Origin of the sequence: Bacillus sp. AFS077874 (assembly GCF_002566505.1) — a bacterium.
Taxonomy (GTDB): domain Bacteria; phylum Bacillota; class Bacilli; order Bacillales; family Bacillaceae_G; genus Gottfriedia.
In genome coordinates, this window is the sequence record NZ_NUYF01000018.1 from 1 (window position 1) to 18,804 (window position 18,804).

General features: G+C 34.6%; 18 protein-coding genes, 1 tRNA gene, 1 other RNA gene and 1 other annotated feature. Of the genes, 13 read left to right on the plus strand and 7 right to left on the minus strand.

Annotated elements, in window-relative coordinates; genetic code table 11:
- Positions 1-93: 93 nt before the first annotated feature.
- Positions 94-1,053 (minus strand): YaaC family protein, encoded by a 960-nt coding sequence (locus COJ46_RS17835; protein ID WP_097978822.1) that lies wholly within the window; start codon positions 1,051-1,053, stop codon positions 94-96.
- A gap of 115 nt (positions 1,054-1,168) precedes the next feature.
- Between COJ46_RS17835 and guaB the strand changes: the two genes are divergently transcribed.
- The 5 genes from guaB (at position 1,169) to serS (ending at position 7,309) form a co-directional block, all read left to right on the plus strand.
- Positions 1,169-2,632, plus strand: coding sequence for an IMP dehydrogenase (gene guaB / locus COJ46_RS17840; protein WP_097978823.1), 1,464 nt, complete (start codon positions 1,169-1,171; stop codon positions 2,630-2,632).
- Between the two features lie 91 nt (positions 2,633-2,723).
- Positions 2,724-4,073, plus strand: a complete 1,350-nt coding sequence (locus COJ46_RS17845; RefSeq protein WP_217993280.1) for a serine hydrolase — start codon at positions 2,724-2,726, stop codon at positions 4,071-4,073.
- 133 nt (positions 4,074-4,206) lie between these two features.
- Entirely contained in the window at positions 4,207-5,091 is an 885-nt protein-coding gene (gene pdxS / locus COJ46_RS17850) for a pyridoxal 5'-phosphate synthase lyase subunit PdxS (protein WP_056471238.1), read from the plus strand.
- A gap of 12 nt (positions 5,092-5,103) precedes the next feature.
- Positions 5,104-5,691 carry a pyridoxal 5'-phosphate synthase glutaminase subunit PdxT gene (gene pdxT, locus COJ46_RS17855; protein WP_097978824.1) on the plus strand — a complete coding sequence of 196 codons (588 nt, stop codon included), beginning with the start codon at positions 5,104-5,106 and terminating at the stop codon, positions 5,689-5,691.
- 50 nt (positions 5,692-5,741) lie between these two features.
- Positions 5,742-5,967: a binding site (T-box leader), on the plus strand.
- Positions 5,968-6,034: 67 nt separating this feature from the next.
- A complete protein-coding gene (gene serS, locus COJ46_RS17860; RefSeq protein WP_097978825.1) occupies positions 6,035-7,309 on the plus strand; it encodes a serine--tRNA ligase in 1,275 nt (424 codons plus the stop codon).
- 53 nt (positions 7,310-7,362) lie between these two features.
- Here the strand turns inward: serS and cstA are convergent, their stop codons facing one another.
- The 3 genes from cstA to COJ46_RS17875 all read right to left on the minus strand — a co-directional run bounded on the left by cstA (position 7,363) and on the right by COJ46_RS17875 (position 11,781).
- Positions 7,363-9,156 carry a carbon starvation protein CstA gene (gene cstA, locus COJ46_RS17865; protein ID WP_097978826.1) on the minus strand — a complete coding sequence of 598 codons (1,794 nt, stop codon included), beginning with the start codon at positions 9,154-9,156 and terminating at the stop codon, positions 7,363-7,365.
- A 135-nt stretch (positions 9,157-9,291) separates the two neighbouring features.
- Positions 9,292-10,026: a LytR/AlgR family response regulator transcription factor gene (locus COJ46_RS17870; protein ID WP_097978827.1), complete on the minus strand. Its 735-nt coding sequence runs from the start codon at positions 10,024-10,026 to the stop codon at positions 9,292-9,294.
- Between the two features lie 3 nt (positions 10,027-10,029).
- The gene (locus COJ46_RS17875) at positions 10,030-11,781 is read right to left on the minus strand and encodes a sensor histidine kinase (RefSeq protein ID WP_097978828.1); all 1,752 of its coding nucleotides are present in this window, start codon (positions 11,779-11,781) and stop codon (positions 10,030-10,032) included.
- Between the two features lie 230 nt (positions 11,782-12,011).
- On the opposite strand from COJ46_RS17875, the gene COJ46_RS17880 reads away from it, so the two are divergent.
- Positions 12,012-12,104, plus strand: a tRNA-Ser gene (locus tag COJ46_RS17880).
- Between the two features lie 197 nt (positions 12,105-12,301).
- Here COJ46_RS17880 and COJ46_RS17885 read toward each other — a convergent pair.
- The 3 genes from COJ46_RS17885 to COJ46_RS17895 all read right to left on the minus strand — a co-directional run bounded on the left by COJ46_RS17885 (position 12,302) and on the right by COJ46_RS17895 (position 14,314).
- Positions 12,302-12,976, minus strand: a complete 675-nt coding sequence (locus tag COJ46_RS17885) for a deoxynucleoside kinase (RefSeq protein ID WP_056471221.1) — start codon at positions 12,974-12,976, stop codon at positions 12,302-12,304.
- Positions 12,973-13,614 (minus strand): deoxynucleoside kinase, encoded by a 642-nt coding sequence (locus tag COJ46_RS17890; RefSeq protein WP_097978829.1) that lies wholly within the window; start codon positions 13,612-13,614, stop codon positions 12,973-12,975. The genes COJ46_RS17885 and COJ46_RS17890 overlap by 4 nt, the downstream gene beginning before the upstream one ends.
- A gap of 106 nt (positions 13,615-13,720) precedes the next feature.
- Complete coding sequence (locus COJ46_RS17895) at positions 13,721-14,314, minus strand: cysteine hydrolase family protein (protein ID WP_098566157.1); 594 nt, start codon at positions 14,312-14,314, stop codon at positions 13,721-13,723.
- Between the two features lie 82 nt (positions 14,315-14,396).
- On the opposite strand from COJ46_RS17895, the gene tadA reads away from it, so the two are divergent.
- From tadA to COJ46_RS17930, 7 genes are all read left to right on the plus strand, one after another.
- A complete protein-coding gene (gene tadA, locus COJ46_RS17900; RefSeq protein ID WP_097978831.1) occupies positions 14,397-14,870 on the plus strand; it encodes a tRNA adenosine(34) deaminase TadA in 474 nt (157 codons plus the stop codon).
- An 84-nt stretch (positions 14,871-14,954) separates the two neighbouring features.
- Positions 14,955-15,219: signal recognition particle sRNA large type (ffs, locus tag COJ46_RS17905), an RNA gene on the plus strand.
- A 121-nt stretch (positions 15,220-15,340) separates the two neighbouring features.
- Complete coding sequence (dnaX, locus tag COJ46_RS17910; RefSeq protein ID WP_097978832.1) at positions 15,341-17,026, plus strand: DNA polymerase III subunit gamma/tau; 1,686 nt, start codon at positions 15,341-15,343, stop codon at positions 17,024-17,026.
- 20 nt (positions 17,027-17,046) lie between these two features.
- Complete coding sequence (locus COJ46_RS17915; protein ID WP_176522668.1) at positions 17,047-17,373, plus strand: YbaB/EbfC family nucleoid-associated protein; 327 nt, start codon at positions 17,047-17,049, stop codon at positions 17,371-17,373.
- 12 nt (positions 17,374-17,385) lie between these two features.
- A complete protein-coding gene (gene recR / locus COJ46_RS17920) occupies positions 17,386-17,982 on the plus strand; it encodes a recombination mediator RecR (RefSeq protein WP_056471203.1) in 597 nt (198 codons plus the stop codon).
- 23 nt (positions 17,983-18,005) lie between these two features.
- Positions 18,006-18,233, plus strand: coding sequence for a YaaL family protein (locus COJ46_RS17925; RefSeq protein ID WP_097978833.1), 228 nt, complete (start codon positions 18,006-18,008; stop codon positions 18,231-18,233).
- A gap of 125 nt (positions 18,234-18,358) precedes the next feature.
- Complete coding sequence (locus tag COJ46_RS17930; RefSeq protein ID WP_141437843.1) at positions 18,359-18,622, plus strand: pro-sigmaK processing inhibitor BofA family protein; 264 nt, start codon at positions 18,359-18,361, stop codon at positions 18,620-18,622.
- Positions 18,623-18,804: the final 182 nt, after the last annotated feature.

Below are 18,804 nucleotides of genomic sequence, written 5' to 3' on the forward strand. Positions count from 1 at the left end.
GCGTCGATGGTAGTTGGGGGTTTCCCCCTGTGAGAGTAGAACGTCGCCTGGTAACCAAAAACATCAGCTATTCGGCTGATGTTTTTTGGTTTATTATGTAGTTAAAAAACGATGAATTAAATAAGGAATTTTTTGTTCTGTTGTTGTTAAAAATTGGTTTATTAAAGGATAATCATCAGTGGAATAGGTCTGTAAAAGTTCACACCACCAGTCAGTTTCATATCGACAAATCATACTCAAGTTATATAAAAGTAGATAGTGGTATAGAATTTCAGGTAGTAATAAAAGCGCTTCCTTTTGTGATTTTATAAGATAATTTTGATTTAATATATTAAAATAAAATGGTGCTTTACTTAAAATTTTATCAGGAAAATTTGACTTAATTTTAATTTGCTTTTGATTCTGTTCAACAATTACAATATCTATTGAAGCATGCTTTGATTGAAGAAATGAAATAAAACGTTCTGAAGTAAAATGATAAGATGACAAAATTTGTTCAGGTAGAGTGATTACATCATGATCAACAGTAGTTGGAAGAAATAAGTTTCCTTTTTTGGTAATTTTAAGGACCTTATTTAATTCCGGTATTGATTGTAAAAGCTGAAGCATTGTAAACTTTTCGTTTTCTAAATTATTTAGATTAAATAATACTTTAGAAGCATGAGTAAATAATCCATTTTTTTGGATTTTAACTTCGTCATCAACAAAAGAGTATCCTACTTTTTTTATTTTTCTTGAGGTAACACCATGAGCCAGGATAGCAGTGGTACTCGGATAATCAGGATCCACGGTGAGGATGCAAGCCTTTAATAATTGTACAAGCCCATAAAACAGTAATGTAGGTTTTACATTAATTTGCGAATTTTGAGCTGCATGAAAATAACTTTTCCCATGCTCAATATAATATAAAAATGGATAAGCATTACGGAAAGCCTTTGTTTTTTGTTCCTTGAAATTAGTTCGTTCATATTTTGTTTGAAGATAGCTTTTTGAATATTGCGCAGAGCTAAAATAACATAGCTCGTCCCATACATTACTATACGAATATAACATAAGAGAGGAACTCCTTATTAACTGAATATTTAAACATAATTTGACTTCCTTGACAGTGTTTTATCCTATTGTTAATCTACTAATAATATTTATACGTGTATAGGGGGGCTTTTTTATGTGGGAATCAAAATTCGTAAAAGAAGGACTTACTTTTGATGATGTATTACTAGTTCCAGCGAAATCTGAAGTACTTCCAAATCAAGTTGATGTGAGTGTGAGATTAACTGAAAAAATTCAATTAAATATTCCATTAATCAGCGCAGGGATGGATACAGTTACAGAAGCAGATATGGCCATTGCAATGGCTAGACAAGGTGGACTAGGTATCATCCACAAAAATATGTCAATTGAAGAGCAAGCTGAACAGGTAGACAAAGTAAAGCGTTCTGAAAGTGGTGTAATTGATGATCCATTCTTCTTAACACCATCTCATAAAGTTGCAGACGCTGAATATTTAATGGGTAAATATCGTATTTCAGGTGTACCAATCGTAAATGATACAGAGAATCGAAAATTAGTAGGTATTTTAACAAATCGTGATTTGCGTTTTATTCAAGATTATTCAATTGTTATTTCAGATGTTATGACAAAAGAAAATCTTGTAACTGCTCCTGTTGGAACTACACTTGCAGAAGCAGAAAAAATTCTTCAAAAACATAAAATCGAAAAGCTACCCCTAGTTAATGAAGACGGTACTTTAAAGGGCCTAATTACAATTAAGGATATCGAAAAAGTAATCGAGTTTCCAAACTCAGCGAAAGATCAACAAGGACGATTACTTGTAGGTGCAGCTGTAGGAGTAACAAAAGATGCACTGCAAAGAGTAGAGTTATTAGTGAAAGCTAATGTAGATGTAATTGTAATTGATACAGCACATGGTCACTCTAAAGGCGTTATTGAAAAAGTAAAAGAAATTAGAAGTAGATTCCCAGAATTAGCAATCATCGCTGGTAATGTTGCAACAGGTGAAGCAACAAAAGAACTTATTGAAGCTGGAGCAGATATCGTTAAAGTTGGTATTGGACCAGGTTCTATCTGTACAACTCGAGTTGTTGCTGGAGTAGGTGTTCCTCAACTAACAGCGGTTTATGACTGTGCTTCTGTTGCTAGAGAGTACGGAGTTCCTATTATTGCTGATGGCGGTATTAAGTACTCTGGTGATATCGTTAAAGCCCTTGCAGCTGGTGGACATGTAGTTATGTTAGGAAGTATGTTTGCTGGTGTACAAGAAAGCCCTGGTGAAACAGAAATCTTCCAAGGTAGACAATTTAAAGTATACCGTGGTATGGGTTCTGTTGGAGCAATGGAAAGAGGAAGTAAAGATCGTTATTTCCAAGAAGGTAATAAAAAACTAGTTCCTGAAGGTATAGAAGGACGTGTTCCATATAAAGGCCCATTAGCTGATACAGTTCACCAACTAATTGGTGGAATTAGAGCTGGTATGGGTTACTGTGGTACTGCTACATTAAATGAATTAAGAGATAACGCACAGTTTATTCGTATGTCTGGTGCTGGATTACGTGAAAGTCATCCACATGATGTTCATATTACAAAAGAGGCACCAAATTATTCACTTTAATAATTTAAGCAATTTACCTAGGGCAATTACAAGAAATTGTAGTTGCCTATTTTTTGGGAAATAATTGTGTTAAAATGAACAAGTGAAATTAATGGTTGGAGGTAAAATAGTGATTGGAAAGAAAATACTAACAAAATTGATAGTAATAGCATTAGCGATAACGATAATTATCCCAATGAATTTACGACCAGCTGCTGCAGAGGATGTTTTAGACATTAAAGCTAAAGCTGCGATTTTAGTTGATGCAGATTCAGGGAAAATATTATATGAAAAAAATTCAAAAGCTCCATTACCGATTGCAAGTATGTCTAAAATGATGACAGAATATCTAGTTAATGAAGCAGTTAAAGATGGGAAAATCTCTTGGGACGATAAAGTAACTGTTTCTGATTATGCTCATAAAATATCTCAAAACAGAGGATTATCTAACGTACCACTTGAATTAGGTGGTCAATATACAGTAAAAGAACTATATGAAGCAGCTGCTATTTATTCAGCAAATGGTGCGACAATTGCACTAGCTGAAAAAATTGGTGGATCTGAGAAAAACTTCGTCCAATTAATGAACGATAAAGCAAAGAAACTAGGCCTAGGAGACGTTAAATTTGTTAATGCTACTGGTTTAGTAAATAAAGACTTACAAGGTATGCAACCAGAGGGAACTTCTCTAACTGATGAAAATATTATGTCAGCAAACGGTGTTGCAAAATTAGCTTATAATCTAATCAAAACATATCCTGAAGTACTTCAAACTTCTTCAATTCCAAAGAAAACATTCCAAGAAGGTGGAAAGTATCCAGTAAAAATGGCTAACTGGAACTGGATGTTACCAGGATTAGTATTTCAGTACCCAGGTATGGATGGATTAAAAACAGGTTCAACAGATTCAGCTGGATTCTGTTTTACTGGAACTGCTAAAAGAGATGGTCAACGTTATATTACAGTTGTAATGGGGGCAAATTCTTATAACTCTAGATTTAGTGAAACGGCTAAATTAATGGATTATGGGTTCAGTAACTTCGAAAAATTTACGTTGGTATCAAAAGGTCAAACAGTAAAAGGTAATAAAACAGTAAAAGTAGTTAAAGGTAAAGATAAAGACGTAAAAGTAGTAGCAAAAGACGATGTTACTTTAGCTATAAAACGCGGCGAAGCTAAAAATTATAAAGCAACAGTCCAATTATCAGGTAAATCAATTGATAAAGATGGAAATATTATAGCTCCGATTAAAAAAGGAACAAAGGTTGGACAAATTGTGGTTAAATCTTCAAAGAATGAAGATTTAGGATTTATCAATACTAATAATCAATCGTACGATTTAGTAGTTGATAAAAGTGTTGATAAAGCAAATTGGTTAGTATTATCATTTAGAGGAATTGGATCATTTTTTGGAAATTTATGGGATAGTATCGTAAGCGGAATTGGTGGTTTATTTAAATAAATTTCTATATAAATATATCAGTAATTGTTAAGTTGTCATTTTTTCAGTAAAATAAAAGTAAGGTAACTTTAACTAGGGGAAGAGAAATACTAAAATGTTACCAAGTAAGCTTTAATAATGGAGGGGCATAACAATGAATTTAACAGGAACAGAACGTGTAAAACGTGGCATGGCAGAAATGCAAAAAGGCGGCGTTATTATGGACGTAGTAAATGCTGAGCAAGCTAAAATTGCAGAAGCTGCTGGTGCAGTAGCAGTAATGGCATTAGAAAAGGTACCATCTGACATTCGTGCAGCTGGTGGAGTAGCTCGTATGGCTGATACAAGTATTACTGAGGAAATTCTTAACGCTGTTAGTATTCCTGTAATGGCTAAAGCTCGTATTGGACATATCGTTGAAGCGCGTGTTTTAGAAGCAATGGGAGTAGATTACATCGATGAGAGTGAAGTATTATCTCCAGCAGATGATATCTTCCATATTAATAAGTCGGATTACACTGTTCCATTCGTTTGTGGTTGCCGTAACTTAGGTGAAGCACTTCGTCGTATTGGTGAAGGCGCATCTATGCTACGTACAAAAGGTGAGCCAGGTACTGGAAACATTGTAGAAGCAGTACGTCACTTACGCCAAATTAACGGAGAAATCCGCAAAGTAGTTGGTTTATCTCGTGATGAATTAATGGTTGAAGCTAAAAACCTTGGCGCTCCATTCGAATTATTACTTCAAATTAAAGAGCTTGGTCGTTTACCAGTTGTTAACTTCGCTGCTGGCGGCGTAGCAACACCTGCAGACGCAGCTTTAATGATGGAATTAGGGGCTGACGGTGTATTCGTAGGATCTGGTATCTTCAAATCAGAAAACCCTGAGAAATTTGCTCGTGCGATTGTACAAGCTACTACTCACTATCAAGATTATGAATTAATCGCTAACCTTTCTAAAAACTTAGGTCCTGCTATGAAAGGTATCGATATGAGACAACTTGCTGCAGCAGATCGTATGCAAGATCGTAGCATTTAAGTTGGTGATTTTATGAAAATAGGTGTATTAGCATTACAAGGTGCAGTTCAAGAACATATAAATGCAATTAAAGCATGTGGTGCTGAAGCTGTTATCGTGAAACGTGTAGAACATATAGATGGACTTGATGGTATTGTATTACCTGGTGGTGAGAGCACTGCAATGCGTAAGTTGCTTGACCACGTTGGGTTATTAGAACCGTTAAAAGAGAAAATCGAAAATGGTTTACCAGCATTTGGTACATGTGCAGGCATGATCTTACTTTCAAAAGTGATTGCAAATGATGACACGGTGCATCTAGGAGTTATGGATATGGTAGCTGAACGTAATGCTTATGGTAGACAAGTGGATAGTTTTGAAGTAAACATCCCAATTAAAGGTGTATGTGAAGACTACCCAGCTGTATTTATCAGAGCACCATTTATTCGTTCAGTATCAGGTGATGCAGAGGTTATAGCGGAACATGATGGTAATATTGTAGCAGTTAGACAAAATCACATGTTAGCAGCATCTTTCCATCCGGAATTAACGAATGATTACCGTTTTATGAATTACTTTGTAGAGATGGTTAAGGAAAAAAGTGCAAATTTAAGTATGTAACTATTGAAAATAGTAAAAGCTTATAGTAAATTATTATATAATTTAAATTGTTTAAAGCGATGAAAGAAAATAGTAGCAGGTTCTAAATTTATAGAGAGTCGGTGGTTGGTGCAAACCGATAATGAAGACTTGTGAATCCATTCTTGAGTGGGTTACGGAATGCTGTAAAGCTAGTAAGTAACCCCGGTACTATAGTCCGTTAACTATACTAAGGTGGAAGGATTATTTATTAATTCTTTAATTAGGGTGGCAACGCGGGTAGCTCTCGTCCCTTTTATGGGATGAGGGCTTTTTTGTATTTATTTTTATCCTTTAGACAATAAAAGAATAGGAGGAATTTAAAATGTTAGACATTAAATTATTACGTACTAATTTTGAAGATGTTAAAGCAAAGCTTCAGTTACGTGGTGGCGATATAAGCTATATCGAAAAATTTGAAGACTTAGATTTAAACCGTAGAGAATTACTTGTTCAGGTGGAAGGGTTAAAAAGCCGACGTAATGAAGTTAGCCAAGAAATCAGTGTATTAAAGCGTGAGAAAAAAGATGCAGAAGCACTAATTGTTGAGATGAGAGAAGTTGGGGATAAAATTAAAGCTCTAGATGAAGAGATTAGAACTTTAGAAGAACAACTAGATGCTATTTTATTTACAATTCCAAACTTAGTTAGTGATTCAGTACCAGTTGGATTAACAGAAGACGATAATGTTGAAATTCGTAGAATAGGTGAAGTTCGTACATTTGATTTTGAACCAAAGGCACATTGGGACTTAGGTGTTGATTTAGACATTTTAGACTTCGAACGTGGAGCAAAAGTTACTGGTAGCCGTTTTACTTTCTATAAAGGCTTAGGGGCTAGACTTGAACGTGCTTTAATCAGCTTTATGTTAGATCTTCATACAGAGGAGCATGGATACACTGAAGTATTACCTCCGAACCTTGTAAATCGTGCTAGCATGATCGGTACAGGTCAATTACCAAAATTTGAAGAAGACGCATTCCGTATTGAGAAAGAAGACTTTTTCTTAGTACCTACTGCAGAAGTACCTGTAACAAACTATCACCGTGACGAAATTCTTGATGCTGCACAATTACCGATTGCATATACGGCATATAGCGCGTGTTTCCGTTCTGAGGCAGGTTCTGCCGGTCGTGATACACGTGGACTAATTCGCCAACATCAATTTAATAAAGTTGAACTAGTGCGCTTTGTAAAACCTGAAGATTCATATATTGAGTTAGAAAAATTAACAGGTCAAGCAGAAAAAGTTCTTCAATTATTAGGATTACCATACCGTGTCATTACATTATGTGCTGGAGATATAGGATTTTCTTCTGCAAAAACGTATGACATTGAAGTTTGGTTACCAAGCTATGATGCATACAAAGAAATTTCTTCTTGTAGTAACTTTGAGGCATTCCAAGCAAGAAGAGCGAATATACGCTTTAGACGTGATCCAAAAGGAAAACCAGAATTTGTTCATACATTAAACGGCTCTGGTCTTGCAATTGGACGTACGGTTTCTGCAATTTTAGAAAACTACCAACAAGCAGATGGCTCAGTTATTATTCCTGAAGTTCTTCGTCCGTATATGGGTGGAAAAGAAGTAATTAAATAAATAAAAAGCAGATGGTATTTGAGAAGTGATTCTCAGGTCCATCTGCTTTTTGTTTAGATTGTTTTAACATTAATTTTATAATTAGGTGTGTTCCACAATTCCATCCATTTTTTAATAGCTGATATTAAAATAACGACACCTAAAACTAACATAATGATAGATAAGACGCCATTTAACATACTATAACCGGCTGCATTATGGTTTAGATAGACATTTTTGATCATCCAGTATCCTGCATAATTTACAGTGATAAATAGGTAGGCAAGAGGAATCAAACAAGTAAGCATATACCAACGTTTATCAGCTATCTTTAATAGCACTGTTGCCCCTATGATTAATCCAATAGAAGCCATTAATTGATTAGATACTCCAAATAGTGCCCAGATTGATCCAATATCCCCTGAAAATAAGAGATACCCCCACATAAAGCATGCTAGTGCACTAGCAAAAATTGATCCTGGTATCCAATCTGTTTTCTTCAATGGTTTATAATATTCACCAAAGAAATCTTGAATTAAATATCGTGCTACTCGAGTTCCAGCGTCAATTGCTGTTAAAATAAATACGGCTTCGAACATAACAACAAACTGGAAGAAATATGATGATAAGTGACTAAACCATGGGATAGATGTAAATATGTAGGTCATACCAACCGCCAAGGTAACAGCTCCACCAGTACGTCCTTCTAAACTTAATCCAATTTCTTTACTAAGTTCCGGTAAGTGGACAACATTCATTCCTAACGTTTTAAATACTTCTGGAGTAGAGTTAATTGCAAAGTAGTCTGCAGGCTGAAGTGCGGTAGCAGCGATTAAAGCCATAATACCTACTAAACATTCAACTAGCATTGCACCAAATCCTACGACCTTTATATCGGTCCATCGATCAAGCATTTTTGGAGTTGTTCCAGAGCCCACAAATGCATGAAAACCTGAGATTGCTCCACATGCAATTGTAATTGAAATAAATGGCCAAACTGGACCAGCTAAAATGGGTCCCCCGCCGTTAACAAATTTAGTTACAGTCGGAAATTGGATGGATGGATTAATAATAAATACCCCAATAATGAGTGCAATAAAGACACCAATTTTCATAAAGCTACTTAAATAGTCACGAGGTGCCAGTAAGAGCCATACTGGCAAAGCAGCAGCAAAAAACGCATAGATAGGTAGTATGATTGCCAAAGTTCTCGTATCAAATGTTAAAAAATCACCAATAGCAGTTTCTTGTATAGTCGGTCCCATAAAGACTCCAACCATTAATAAAATAAATCCAATCGTTGAAGCTAATTTTAAATTGCCAGTTTTTTTATAAAGTAGACCAACACCCATCGCAATTGGTATTGTGATTCCTACTGCAAATGTCCCCCATGGATTATTTTCAAGCGCATGTAGAACAACCATTGAAAGACCGGCCATTGTAATTGTAATAATGAAAAGCATAGCTAGTCCCGTACAGAAGCCTGCAACAGGTCCAAGCTCTTCTTTTGCTACTTCTGATAGCGTCTTTCCTTTCTTTCTCATCGAAGCATATAAAACAACAGCATCATGCACTGCTCCGCCGATTACAGCACCTATTAAAAGCCATAACAGGCCTGGAAGGTACCCAAATTGAGCAGCTAAAATTGGACCAACTAGAGGGCCAGCTGCTGCGATTGCAGCAAAGTGATGACCGAATGTTACCCATTTGTTAGTAGGAACATAATCCTTACCATCATTTAACTCGTGAGCTGGAGTAGGTATAGAATCATTTAACTTAAGTACCTTCACAGCCATAAATGTTCCGTATAGACGATATGCAATCATCAAAATACACATAGAAGCAATAACGATTGTAACCGCATTCATTTTAATTAATAAGCCTCCCCTGTTTCTTTTTATTTACATTCATTTTACTTTATGAAAATTAAAATTTTGAATTTTCAATATAAGATGCAATAAAAACAGGTTGAGAAGCATGAATGGATTATTGAAATACAAGCTTTATAAATTAAAAAGTTGTTTTAGCTCTTTTGTGTATGTCCGGCTAACGGGTACTTTTTCACCATCATTCATAATTAAATTATAGGTGGAATTAAACCAAGGCAAAATTTCAATGATTTTATTCAAATTGACAATATAGCTCCGATGGACACGGGTAAATGATGTATTTTGTAGCTTTCGTTCTAAATTGATTAAAGGTTCATTTATTTGATAAGTCATCTTATCAGTAACGACACTTGTTTTACCTTCTTGTGTAAAAATGTAAATGATCTCTTCGAATGTTATTAAAAGAATTCTTTCATCAACCGAAATAGCCAATTTATCTTGTTTTAGAAGAGGGGGATACTTTTTTACCTCAGTTTTAATAGAGTTCACACTTAGCTTAGCTAATTTTTTAATCGTCTTTTGAATTCTTATTTCATCAAATGGTTTTAAAATATAATCAATCGCGTGTAAATCGAATGCATTCAAAGCGTACTCGTCAAAAGCTGTTGCAAAGACGATTGCTGGTTGATGGCTGAGATCCTGCAGTTTTTGAGCTAATTCCAATCCACTTTCATCAGCTAACTGGATATCTAAAAATACAACGTCGACTTCTTCTATTTGAATGAATTTCAATGTACTTCTAATTGAGTCCGCTTCTCCAACTATTTCGACTTCCTTGCTTCTTTTTAGTAAATAAGCTAGTTCGTCTCTTGCTAATGGTTCATCATCTACAATTAGTGCCTTTAACATTATTTATCCCTCCATTACTTCTTGCGTTAATGGGATTCTTATCGATACTTTCGTTCCAGTGTTTAGATCGGATTTTATTTGAAAATATTCTCTTTCCCCGTAAATTTCTTCAATTCGTTTTTTTATATTCCATAACGCTGTTCCAGTTCCCTCTTTAGACTGAATAGTTTCGTTCCCAATTGTATTTAGTAACTCTGGCGAAATCCCCTTGCCGTTATCTTCAGTAATAAGAATCATTTCATTATTGAATTCATATGCTTGCACGGTTACCATTAATTTCTTCTCTTTTGAAAACGCATGTCGAATCGAATTCTCTATAAGTGGTTGAAGTGTAAAAGGGGGGATTTGAACCGTTTTTAAATGAGGTTCTATTCGGAACTCAACATGGAATTTAGAAGGAAACCTAGTTTGTTCAATCGTTAAATATGCTTCTACATGTTCTAATTCCTTTTCTAAGGTGACTAAGGTCTGCCTTGCCCCTTGTAAGTTATTTCGAAAAAAAGTACTTAAATGGATTAGTAATTTTCTAGCTTGATCAGCATCTGTTCTAATTAAACTTGAAATTGTATTTAAAGAATTGAACAGGAAGTGGGGATGCATTTGTGCTTGTAATGCTTTTATTTCAGCATCTTTCACTAATTTTCGCTGTAGTTCAGCCTCTGCTAATTCCAGTTGGGTTGAAAAAAGTTTAGATAATCCGTCTGCTAGTTCTTTCTCAACTTTGTCTAGCTTGTTGGAATCCGTGTAATATAGTTTTAAAGATCCAACTGTTTTATTTAAAGCCTTTAACGGTAATACAATAGCCGCACTTAAAGGACAATTCATATGGAAACATTGGATTTCATCTTTTGAAGTAGCAATAATAATGTTTCCTTCTTTTAATGCCTTCTTGGTTAGTTTTGTTGCTAAGCTATTCATTGGTTCATGGTGATCTGAACCTGCACCCACATGAGCAAGTACTCTTTTGTGATCAGTAATCGAAATTGCATCCGCTTTGGTTAATTTAAAAATAATTCTTGCCGCTTCATTACAAGAATGAGGGGTTAGTCCTTGTCTAAAAAATGGTAAAGTTTGTTCTGCGATATACAGGGCTTTGTTTGTTTGAAGTGCTCGCGTTTTTTCTTCTTCTTGTAAGATATTTTGGATGATTAATATAAATATAAGCGTACCAAAACCATTTATTAGAATCATTGGTAGAGAAATTACTTCAACAAGATAAAGAGCGGCCCAAAATGGTTTTGCAATTAAAAGAATAATCCCCATTTGAACACATTCCATAATAATTCCAATTGATACTACACTCCAAAGGGATTTGTTTTTCTGTAAACCGAATCTTTTTCTAAGTAGTCCTGTAACAACTCCAGCAACGATTGTAGAAATGGCACATGCATATGCAGTAAATCCGCCTAATGTTAGACGGTGTAAGCCTGCTATTAATCCGACTCCTAAGCCAACAATCGGCCCGCCAATTAGACCTCCAATGGCTACTCCCATAATTCTTGTGTTTGCAATTGCATTATTACTTGCTACATTAAAGTGCCAAGACTGAGACATAATTGACTCATGATAAATATGAACACCAGTATAATTACTAATTACACCAAAGGCGCCAAATATAATAATTAGGATCATTTTTGCACCAAAGGAGTGTTCATTTTGAATGATTTGTCTAAATGACTTCATCCTTGAAAGTAAAAAGGCGAGTATAACGAGAATACCTACTCGTTCCAGCATCAGCGGTATTAATTCAAACATTTCTTTCTCCTTAAAAATTACTAATATTTTTAAATGGTAGTACCATTATAAATACAAATGAATTTTCTGTATATTTTTTCTACTTATGGAAAAGGTGTATATTTTAATAGTTAGGTGACGATAATACTTGTTGTAAAAAGGTTGTTTTTATTTCCAGAAAAAAATTATATTTTTTTAGAAGAATGCTTGACCTTATTTTTTTCGTATGGTATTATAAATCTTGTCAATACGGAGTAATACCCAAGTCTGGCTGAAGGGATCGGTCTTGAAAACCGACAGGGGTGTAACAGCCCGCGGGGGTTCGAATCCCTCTTACTCCTCCATTTTTTAAAATTAAAAGAGTGCATATATATTTAAGACTCGTTACATTATTGTAACGAGTCTTTTGTTTTTTTCCTTATATCGTTAAACGACAGAGAAAAAGGCTGCAAACTTTACATGATACAGTTTGCAGCCTTTTTATATATATTTACTAATTAAGTGAATGTCTTACTTTAAAAACACATTCCACATTTCATTATTATCTAGATTTCATATATTTTTGTGAATGATTTAGTACGTTTCCAATCTTCTTAACGATTTCTTCTACAGAAGATTCATTTTTAATTAAATCATACTCGCTAATACTTAAACGAAGTACAGGACATGCATTAAAGTTATTAATCCAGTTTTCGTAACGTGTATTCATTTCTTTCCAATATTCAATAGGAGTTTGTTGCTCCATTGGACGTCCACGCTCTTTAATTCGCTCAACGACTTCATCGAATGTTCCTTCTAAGTAAATTAATAAATCAGGAGCAGGGAAATACGGTGACATAACCATAGCATCAAAAAGGCTAGTATATGTTTCGTAGTCTACTTCACTCATTGTTCCTTTTTCGTAATGCATTTTCGCGAAGATGCCAGTATCCTCATAAATTGAACGGTCTTGGATAAATCCACCACCGTATTCAAACATTCTTTTTTGTTCTTTGAATCGCTCTGCTAAGAAGTATATTTGTAAATGGAAGCTCCAACGAGCAAAATCTTGATAAAATTTATCTAGGTATGGGTTTGTATCTACTTTTTCAAATGATGTACGAAAGTTTAACGCATCTGCAAGTGCATTGGTCATAGTAGATTTTCCTACACCTACTGTCCCAGCAATTGTAATAACTGCATCATTTCGTATTCCGTATTTTTCACGTAAATTCATATACTTCTTAGCTCCTTTTGTAAGGTGTTTTCTAACGATTCAAGTATCATCGTTAAATCTCTCGGGTTATTAACGAAGTCAATTTGATCACCGTCAAATTTTAGTACTGGAATTTCAGGGTATTTAGCTTGAAATTCTTTCATGTGTGTCTCGTAATCTTCAATTAACTGAAGTAGGTACTGGTCCTCGATCAATTGTTCGAATTCTCTACCACGAAGTTGAATGCGCTTTTGTAGCGTCTCAAGGCTAGCGGTTAAGTAAATAACCACATTTGGCCTTGGCATATCCTCAGTTAATATTTGATATATTTTTAAATATTTATCATGCTGCTTGTCTTTTAATGTTCTGCTAGCAAAAATTAAATTCTTAAGGATGTGGTAGTCTGCAACCACTGGAATCGATTTATTAAGAAACATTCTGTCTATATCTTCTAATTGTTTAAATCGATTACAAAGGAAAAACATTTCTGTTTGGAAACTCCACTCTTCAATGTCCGTATAAAACTTACCCAAAAAAGGATTTTCATCTACAATTTCTTTTAATAGTTCATAATGAAAGTGTTCAGAGATCGCTTTGGATAGAGATGTTTTTCCGACACCAATGGGTCCTTCTACTGTTATAAAAGGTACACGTATCATCTCTTGTCCTCCTTACTAGTCAAATTCCGTATCATACTCAAAAAACATACAGAAACTATTTTAACATACTGTAGTCAGACGGAATACCATTTTAAAATTTTTCCAATTACTGATAATTGCTGCTCACTAAATGATTAATTATTTCTTCGATTTCCTGAGTTTGAATAACCGTTGCATTTAATATGTCTTTCATCATATAAATTGCAACCTTCTCATCATAATCAGTAACCGAGGAAATTGCATCTTGAGGTATAATTAAGTTATAATCCCGCATAAATGCATCATTTGCTGTAAAAAGTACACAACGATTTCCTGCAACACCTACAATAACCAAATGGGTAATGTTTAATTTTTTAAGTAATTCATCTAAGTTTGTTAAGTAAAAACCTGAGTAGTTAGGCTTAAAGATAAAATAATCTTCCTCGTTTGGTTGTATCTGTTTTATTAAGTCGTAGCTTAGAGGGTTTAAACAATGCTTAATAAGTTTTTCTTGAGTCGGTTTTTCGATTTTATAATGATCGTTAACATATATTGTAGGAAGTTTTTTGTTTTTAAAAATGTCTCTTATGTAATTTATTTTCGGAACCATATGGATTGATTTTTCCGCAAGAACACTTCCATGCTTAAATGTAAATGAGTTGATTAAATCGATAATTAATAATGCAGGCAACTGCTTGTCTTTTTGATTTGAAGAATTCAATCGGCTTCACTCCAATCTATGATTAGTTTATCTTCTCGTAAAAAGAATATTTGTTTGTTAAAGAAATAAAGAGGTGTAAAGTTTGAATAAAGATGAGTTTTATATGAAGTTGGCAATAGAGGAAGCACTAAAAGCACAGCAAATAGGGGAAGTACCTATTGGAGCTGTATTAGTTTACAACGACCAAGTCATTGCACGAGGTTATAATTTACGTGAAACAAAACAAACAGCTTTAGGTCACGCAGAAATGAGTACAATAGAAGATGCGTGTAAAGTCATTGATTCTTGGCGACTAGAGGAAACAACTCTATATGTAACGTTGGAACCTTGTCCGATGTGTGCGGGTGCCATCATTCAATCAAGAATTCCAAAAGTCGTTTACGGTGCAAAAGACCCGAAAGCAGGTTGTGGAGGATCAATATATAATCTTTTGCAAGAAGATCGATTTAACCATCGCTGTGAAGTTAGTTCGGGTATATTAGAAGAAGAATGTGGTAAATTATTAACGAATTTCTTTAGAGAGTTGCGATCCAGAAAGAAAAATTTACCTTCATAAGGACAAGGATTGATTTTTTATTTCGGTTCGTATATACTTTAACTACCGCTTCAATCAGCGGTTTAAAATTAGGTTGTAACTTTGCCGTGCTAGGTGGGGAGGTAGCGGTGCCCTGTACTCGCAATCCGCTCTAGCGAGACTGAATTCCACTCCGAGGTGTATCTATTTCAGGGTCTGCCTTAAATAAGTGGTGTTGACGTCTGGGTCCTACGCAACGAGAACTCATGAACCTTGTCAGGTCCGGAAGGAAGCAGCAATAAGTGAGCCATCTCGTGTGCCGTAGGGGTGCCTGGGCCGAGCTAACTGTTTAAGTAACGCCTGGGGTAGTGCATCGACGAGTGGTGCACGGCAGTAACTTTATAAAAACTCACTCAATTTTGAGTGAGTTTTTTTGTTTTCTTTAAAATATTTTCCATGAAATCATTACATAGGGTATAATAATGATGACTTTGTAAGAAGGAGGAAACCAATTGACTTATCAAGCATTATATCGTTTGTGGAGACCGCAGCAATTTAAAGATGTCGTGGGTCAAGATCACATTATACGAACGTTACAAAACTCCCTTCTTCAGCAAAAAGTATCACATGCCTATTTGTTTACAGGTCCGCGTGGAACAGGTAAAACGAGTACAGCAAAAATCTTTGCAAAAGCTTTAAATTGTGAACATGCACCTACTAATGAACCTTGTAATGAGTGTGCCATTTGTAAAGGAATTACTGATGGATCAATTTCAGATGTAATTGAGATTGATGCTGCATCAAACAATGGTGTAGATGAAATACGTGATATTCGAGAAAAAGTTAAATATGCTCCTTCTGTAGGCAAATTTAAAGTGTACATAATAGATGAGGTCCATATGTTATCAATAGGGGCTTTTAATGCATTATTAAAAACATTAGAAGAGCCTCCAAGTCACGTTATCTTTATATTAGCTACTACTGAACCACATAAAATACCATTGACGATTCTATCAAGATGTCAACGTTTTGACTTTCATAAGATAAGTGCTCAAACGATTTCAGACCGATTGACAGTTGTACTGAATCATCAGCAAACAGCAATTGAGCCAGAAGCTTTGATGATGTTATCTCGTGCAGCTGAAGGTGGAATGAGGGATGCACTAAGCATTCTGGATCAAGCTATCTCATATAGCGATGAATCTATTTCATTAGATGATGTTTTAGCGGTAACAGGCACAGTGGCTCAAGAACGTTTAATATCTGTTGTTTCAGCAATAATAGATGGTAATGTTTCAGTTTGTTTGACTAATATTGAAGAACTATTAAATCAAGGCAAAGATCCAGTTCGGTTTATAGAAGATTTAACAGTTTATTATCGAGATATTCTATTATATAGGCACTCACCAAGTACGATTGAATTACTTGAGAGAGCAACAATTAGTGATCGATTTAAAGAGCTTTGCGATGCATACAATGATGAGTTAGTTTATCAGATTATCGCTTCATTAAGTAAAAGTCAGCAAGAAATGAAATGGACTAATCATCCAAGAGTATTACTTGAGGTAGCAATTGTACAACTTTGTCAAAAAGCTTCCGTGAGCGGTATAAGTAAAAAACAGGACGAGCTGACACCATTAATTAATAAAATTAACGCTCTTGAAAAAGAAGTGAAATTTTTAAAGGAAAATGGTATTACAGTAAGTGGAACGAATGATTCCTCTACTAGTCCAAAACCGAAATCGACTACATCTCGTTCGAAAATACCAAGTAGTTTAATCCAAGGTGTATTAAGAGCTGCTTCTAAACCAGAAAAGAATAAAGTTTTAGCAGTTTGGACATCACTTCAAGATCAATTAAGGCAATTAAATAAGGTTTCTACTGCGACATTAGTATCATATGGTGAAGTTGTGGCAGCTTCTTCTGAACAGTGTATTGTTGCTTTTAAATCAGAGACAATATGTGATTTAATCAATAATAATGGTGAACAAGAGCACTTAACAACGATTAATCAAACATTATCAAATTTATTAGGTGCAGAAATGAGTATGTTAGCAATTCCCGAAGAAGATTGGAGATCGACTAGGGATTCATTTTTAAATACAACAAAACAAAAAGAGACTTCAACAGAAGTTTCACCAATTGTACAAGAGGCAATCAATCTTGTTGGTGAAGATTTAGTCATTATTAAAGAATAACTATATTGGAGGAAATGAAAATGATGCGTGGCGGAATGGGCAATATGAATAATATGATGAAACAAATGCAAAAAATGCAAAAACAAATGGAACAAGCACAAAATGAATTAAATGAGCGTACATTTGTTGGTACTGCTGGCGGTGGAATGGTAACTGTTACAGCTAATGGATTAAAACAAATTGTTGAAGTTATGATTAAGGAAGAAGTAGTAGATCCAGAAGATATTGATATGCTACAAGATTTAGTTTTAACTGCCACTAATGATGCTATTAAACAAATTGAAGATGCAACAGCTAAAACAATGGGGCAGTTTACTAAAGGAATGAATATTCCAGGATTATTTTAAAGGGTAAGACAAATGCATTACCCTGAGCCGATATCCAAATTAATAGATAGTTTTATGAAATTGCCAGGGATTGGTCCCAAGACGGCCGTTCGACTGGCATTTTTTATGTTAGATATGAAGCAAGATGACGTGTTAGACTTTGCAAAATCAATGATAGATGCAAAAAGAAAACTACTTTACTGTTCAGAATGTGGCCATATAACTGACCAGGACCCTTGTTATATTTGTAGTGATCAACATCGAGACCGATCTACGATATGTGTAGTGCAAGATACGAAAGATGTTATTGCTATGGAAAAAATGAGAGAATATCAAGGTTTATATCATGTACTTCATGGTGCAATTTCCCCTATGGAGGGAGTTGGACCTGAAGACATTAAAATTATGGAATTATTGAGCAGACTAAAAGATGATGTAGTTCAAGAAATTATTTTAGCTACCAACCCGAATATAGAGGGTGAAGCAACTGCTATGTATATTTCTAGGCTATTAAAATCTACGGGTATTAAAATTACTCGAATCGCACATGGTCTACCAGTAGGCGGAGACTTAGAATATGCAGATGAAGTTACACTCTCGAAAGCTCTGGAAGGTAGAAGAGAACTTTAGAAACTGATTAATGGAGAGAGACCATGGGTTTTTTTCGGAAAAAAGGAAAGATTCGTAAAGAATTTGATGAAAAGTTAGTTGATAGACTACTCGACTACAAAGACATTTACTTAAGTCAGGTCGAGTTAATGGAGAGAAGTGTGGATCCACCAGATGATCTACTAATCCATGTTAAGCTTTACCAAGCTAAATATTTCTTCTTATTAAAAGAAGCAAAGGCTAGAAATGTTTTAATAACAAAAATGAAATAGATAAAAGAGTTTATTGTTTAGGCAATAGGCTCTTTTTTATTATTGTTTTTTGTCATTGATTAGTTCCTTTTCTCATACAATCTTAGTAAAAGGTGTACAAGTTATATGAGGGGAGTTTTTTTGTGGTGAATAGTATTATTATGATTTCAGTTGTATTGTTTGTAATCTTATTTCTATTATTAGTAGGTCTACCGGTTAAAGCTTTAAAACTAATTAGCAGATACGTACTAAGAGGCATTGTATGTGTCATGATTGTATTTATATTAAACTATGCTTTAGCTTCGAATAATTTTCATATTCCAATTAATACTGTTACTTGTGCATTCTTAAGTGTATTAGGTGTTCCAGGTATTGTAGCGTTAAGTGTAATTGGTATTTATATCGTATAAAAAAATATATAAAAAAAGTTTTAAAAAACTGTTGACCATTTATCGAGGGGATGTTATATTTATATACGTCGCTGATGGCGATAACAAAAAAAGAAAAAAACAACTGTTGACAGATTTTGTCGAAGGTGATAAACTGATTAAGTTGTTAAAAAACAAGATGATCTTTGAAAACTAAACAAAAC

Bases quoted from the DNA above. Each gene is read 5' to 3' on its own strand.
- COJ46_RS17835 (WP_097978822.1), bottom strand. From the start codon at position 1,053: ATGTTATATTCGTATAGTAATGTATGGGACGAGCTATGTTATTTTAGC.
- cstA (WP_097978826.1), bottom strand. From the start codon at position 9,156: ATGAATGCGGTTACAATCGTTATTGCTTCTATGTGTATTTTGATGATT.
- guaB (WP_097978823.1), top strand. From the start codon at position 1,169: ATGTGGGAATCAAAATTCGTAAAAGAAGGACTTACTTTTGATGATGTA.
- COJ46_RS17875 (WP_097978828.1), bottom strand. From the start codon at position 11,781: ATGTTTGAATTAATACCGCTGATGCTGGAACGAGTAGGTATTCTCGTT.
- COJ46_RS17925 (WP_097978833.1), top strand. From the start codon at position 18,006: ATGGGTTTTTTTCGGAAAAAAGGAAAGATTCGTAAAGAATTTGATGAA.
- COJ46_RS17845 (WP_217993280.1), top strand. From the start codon at position 2,724: ATGGTTGGAGGTAAAATAGTGATTGGAAAGAAAATACTAACAAAATTG.
- recR (WP_056471203.1), top strand. From the start codon at position 17,386: ATGCATTACCCTGAGCCGATATCCAAATTAATAGATAGTTTTATGAAA.
- pdxT (WP_097978824.1), top strand. From the start codon at position 5,104: ATGAAAATAGGTGTATTAGCATTACAAGGTGCAGTTCAAGAACATATA.
- serS (WP_097978825.1), top strand. From the start codon at position 6,035: ATGTTAGACATTAAATTATTACGTACTAATTTTGAAGATGTTAAAGCA.
- COJ46_RS17870 (WP_097978827.1), bottom strand. From the start codon at position 10,026: ATGTTAAAGGCACTAATTGTAGATGATGAACCATTAGCAAGAGACGAA.
- COJ46_RS17885 (WP_056471221.1), bottom strand. From the start codon at position 12,976: ATGAATTTACGTGAAAAATACGGAATACGAAATGATGCAGTTATTACA.
- COJ46_RS17915 (WP_176522668.1), top strand. From the start codon at position 17,047: ATGATGCGTGGCGGAATGGGCAATATGAATAATATGATGAAACAAATG.
- COJ46_RS17890 (WP_097978829.1), bottom strand. From the start codon at position 13,614: ATGATACGTGTACCTTTTATAACAGTAGAAGGACCCATTGGTGTCGGA.
- pdxS (WP_056471238.1), top strand. From the start codon at position 4,207: ATGAATTTAACAGGAACAGAACGTGTAAAACGTGGCATGGCAGAAATG.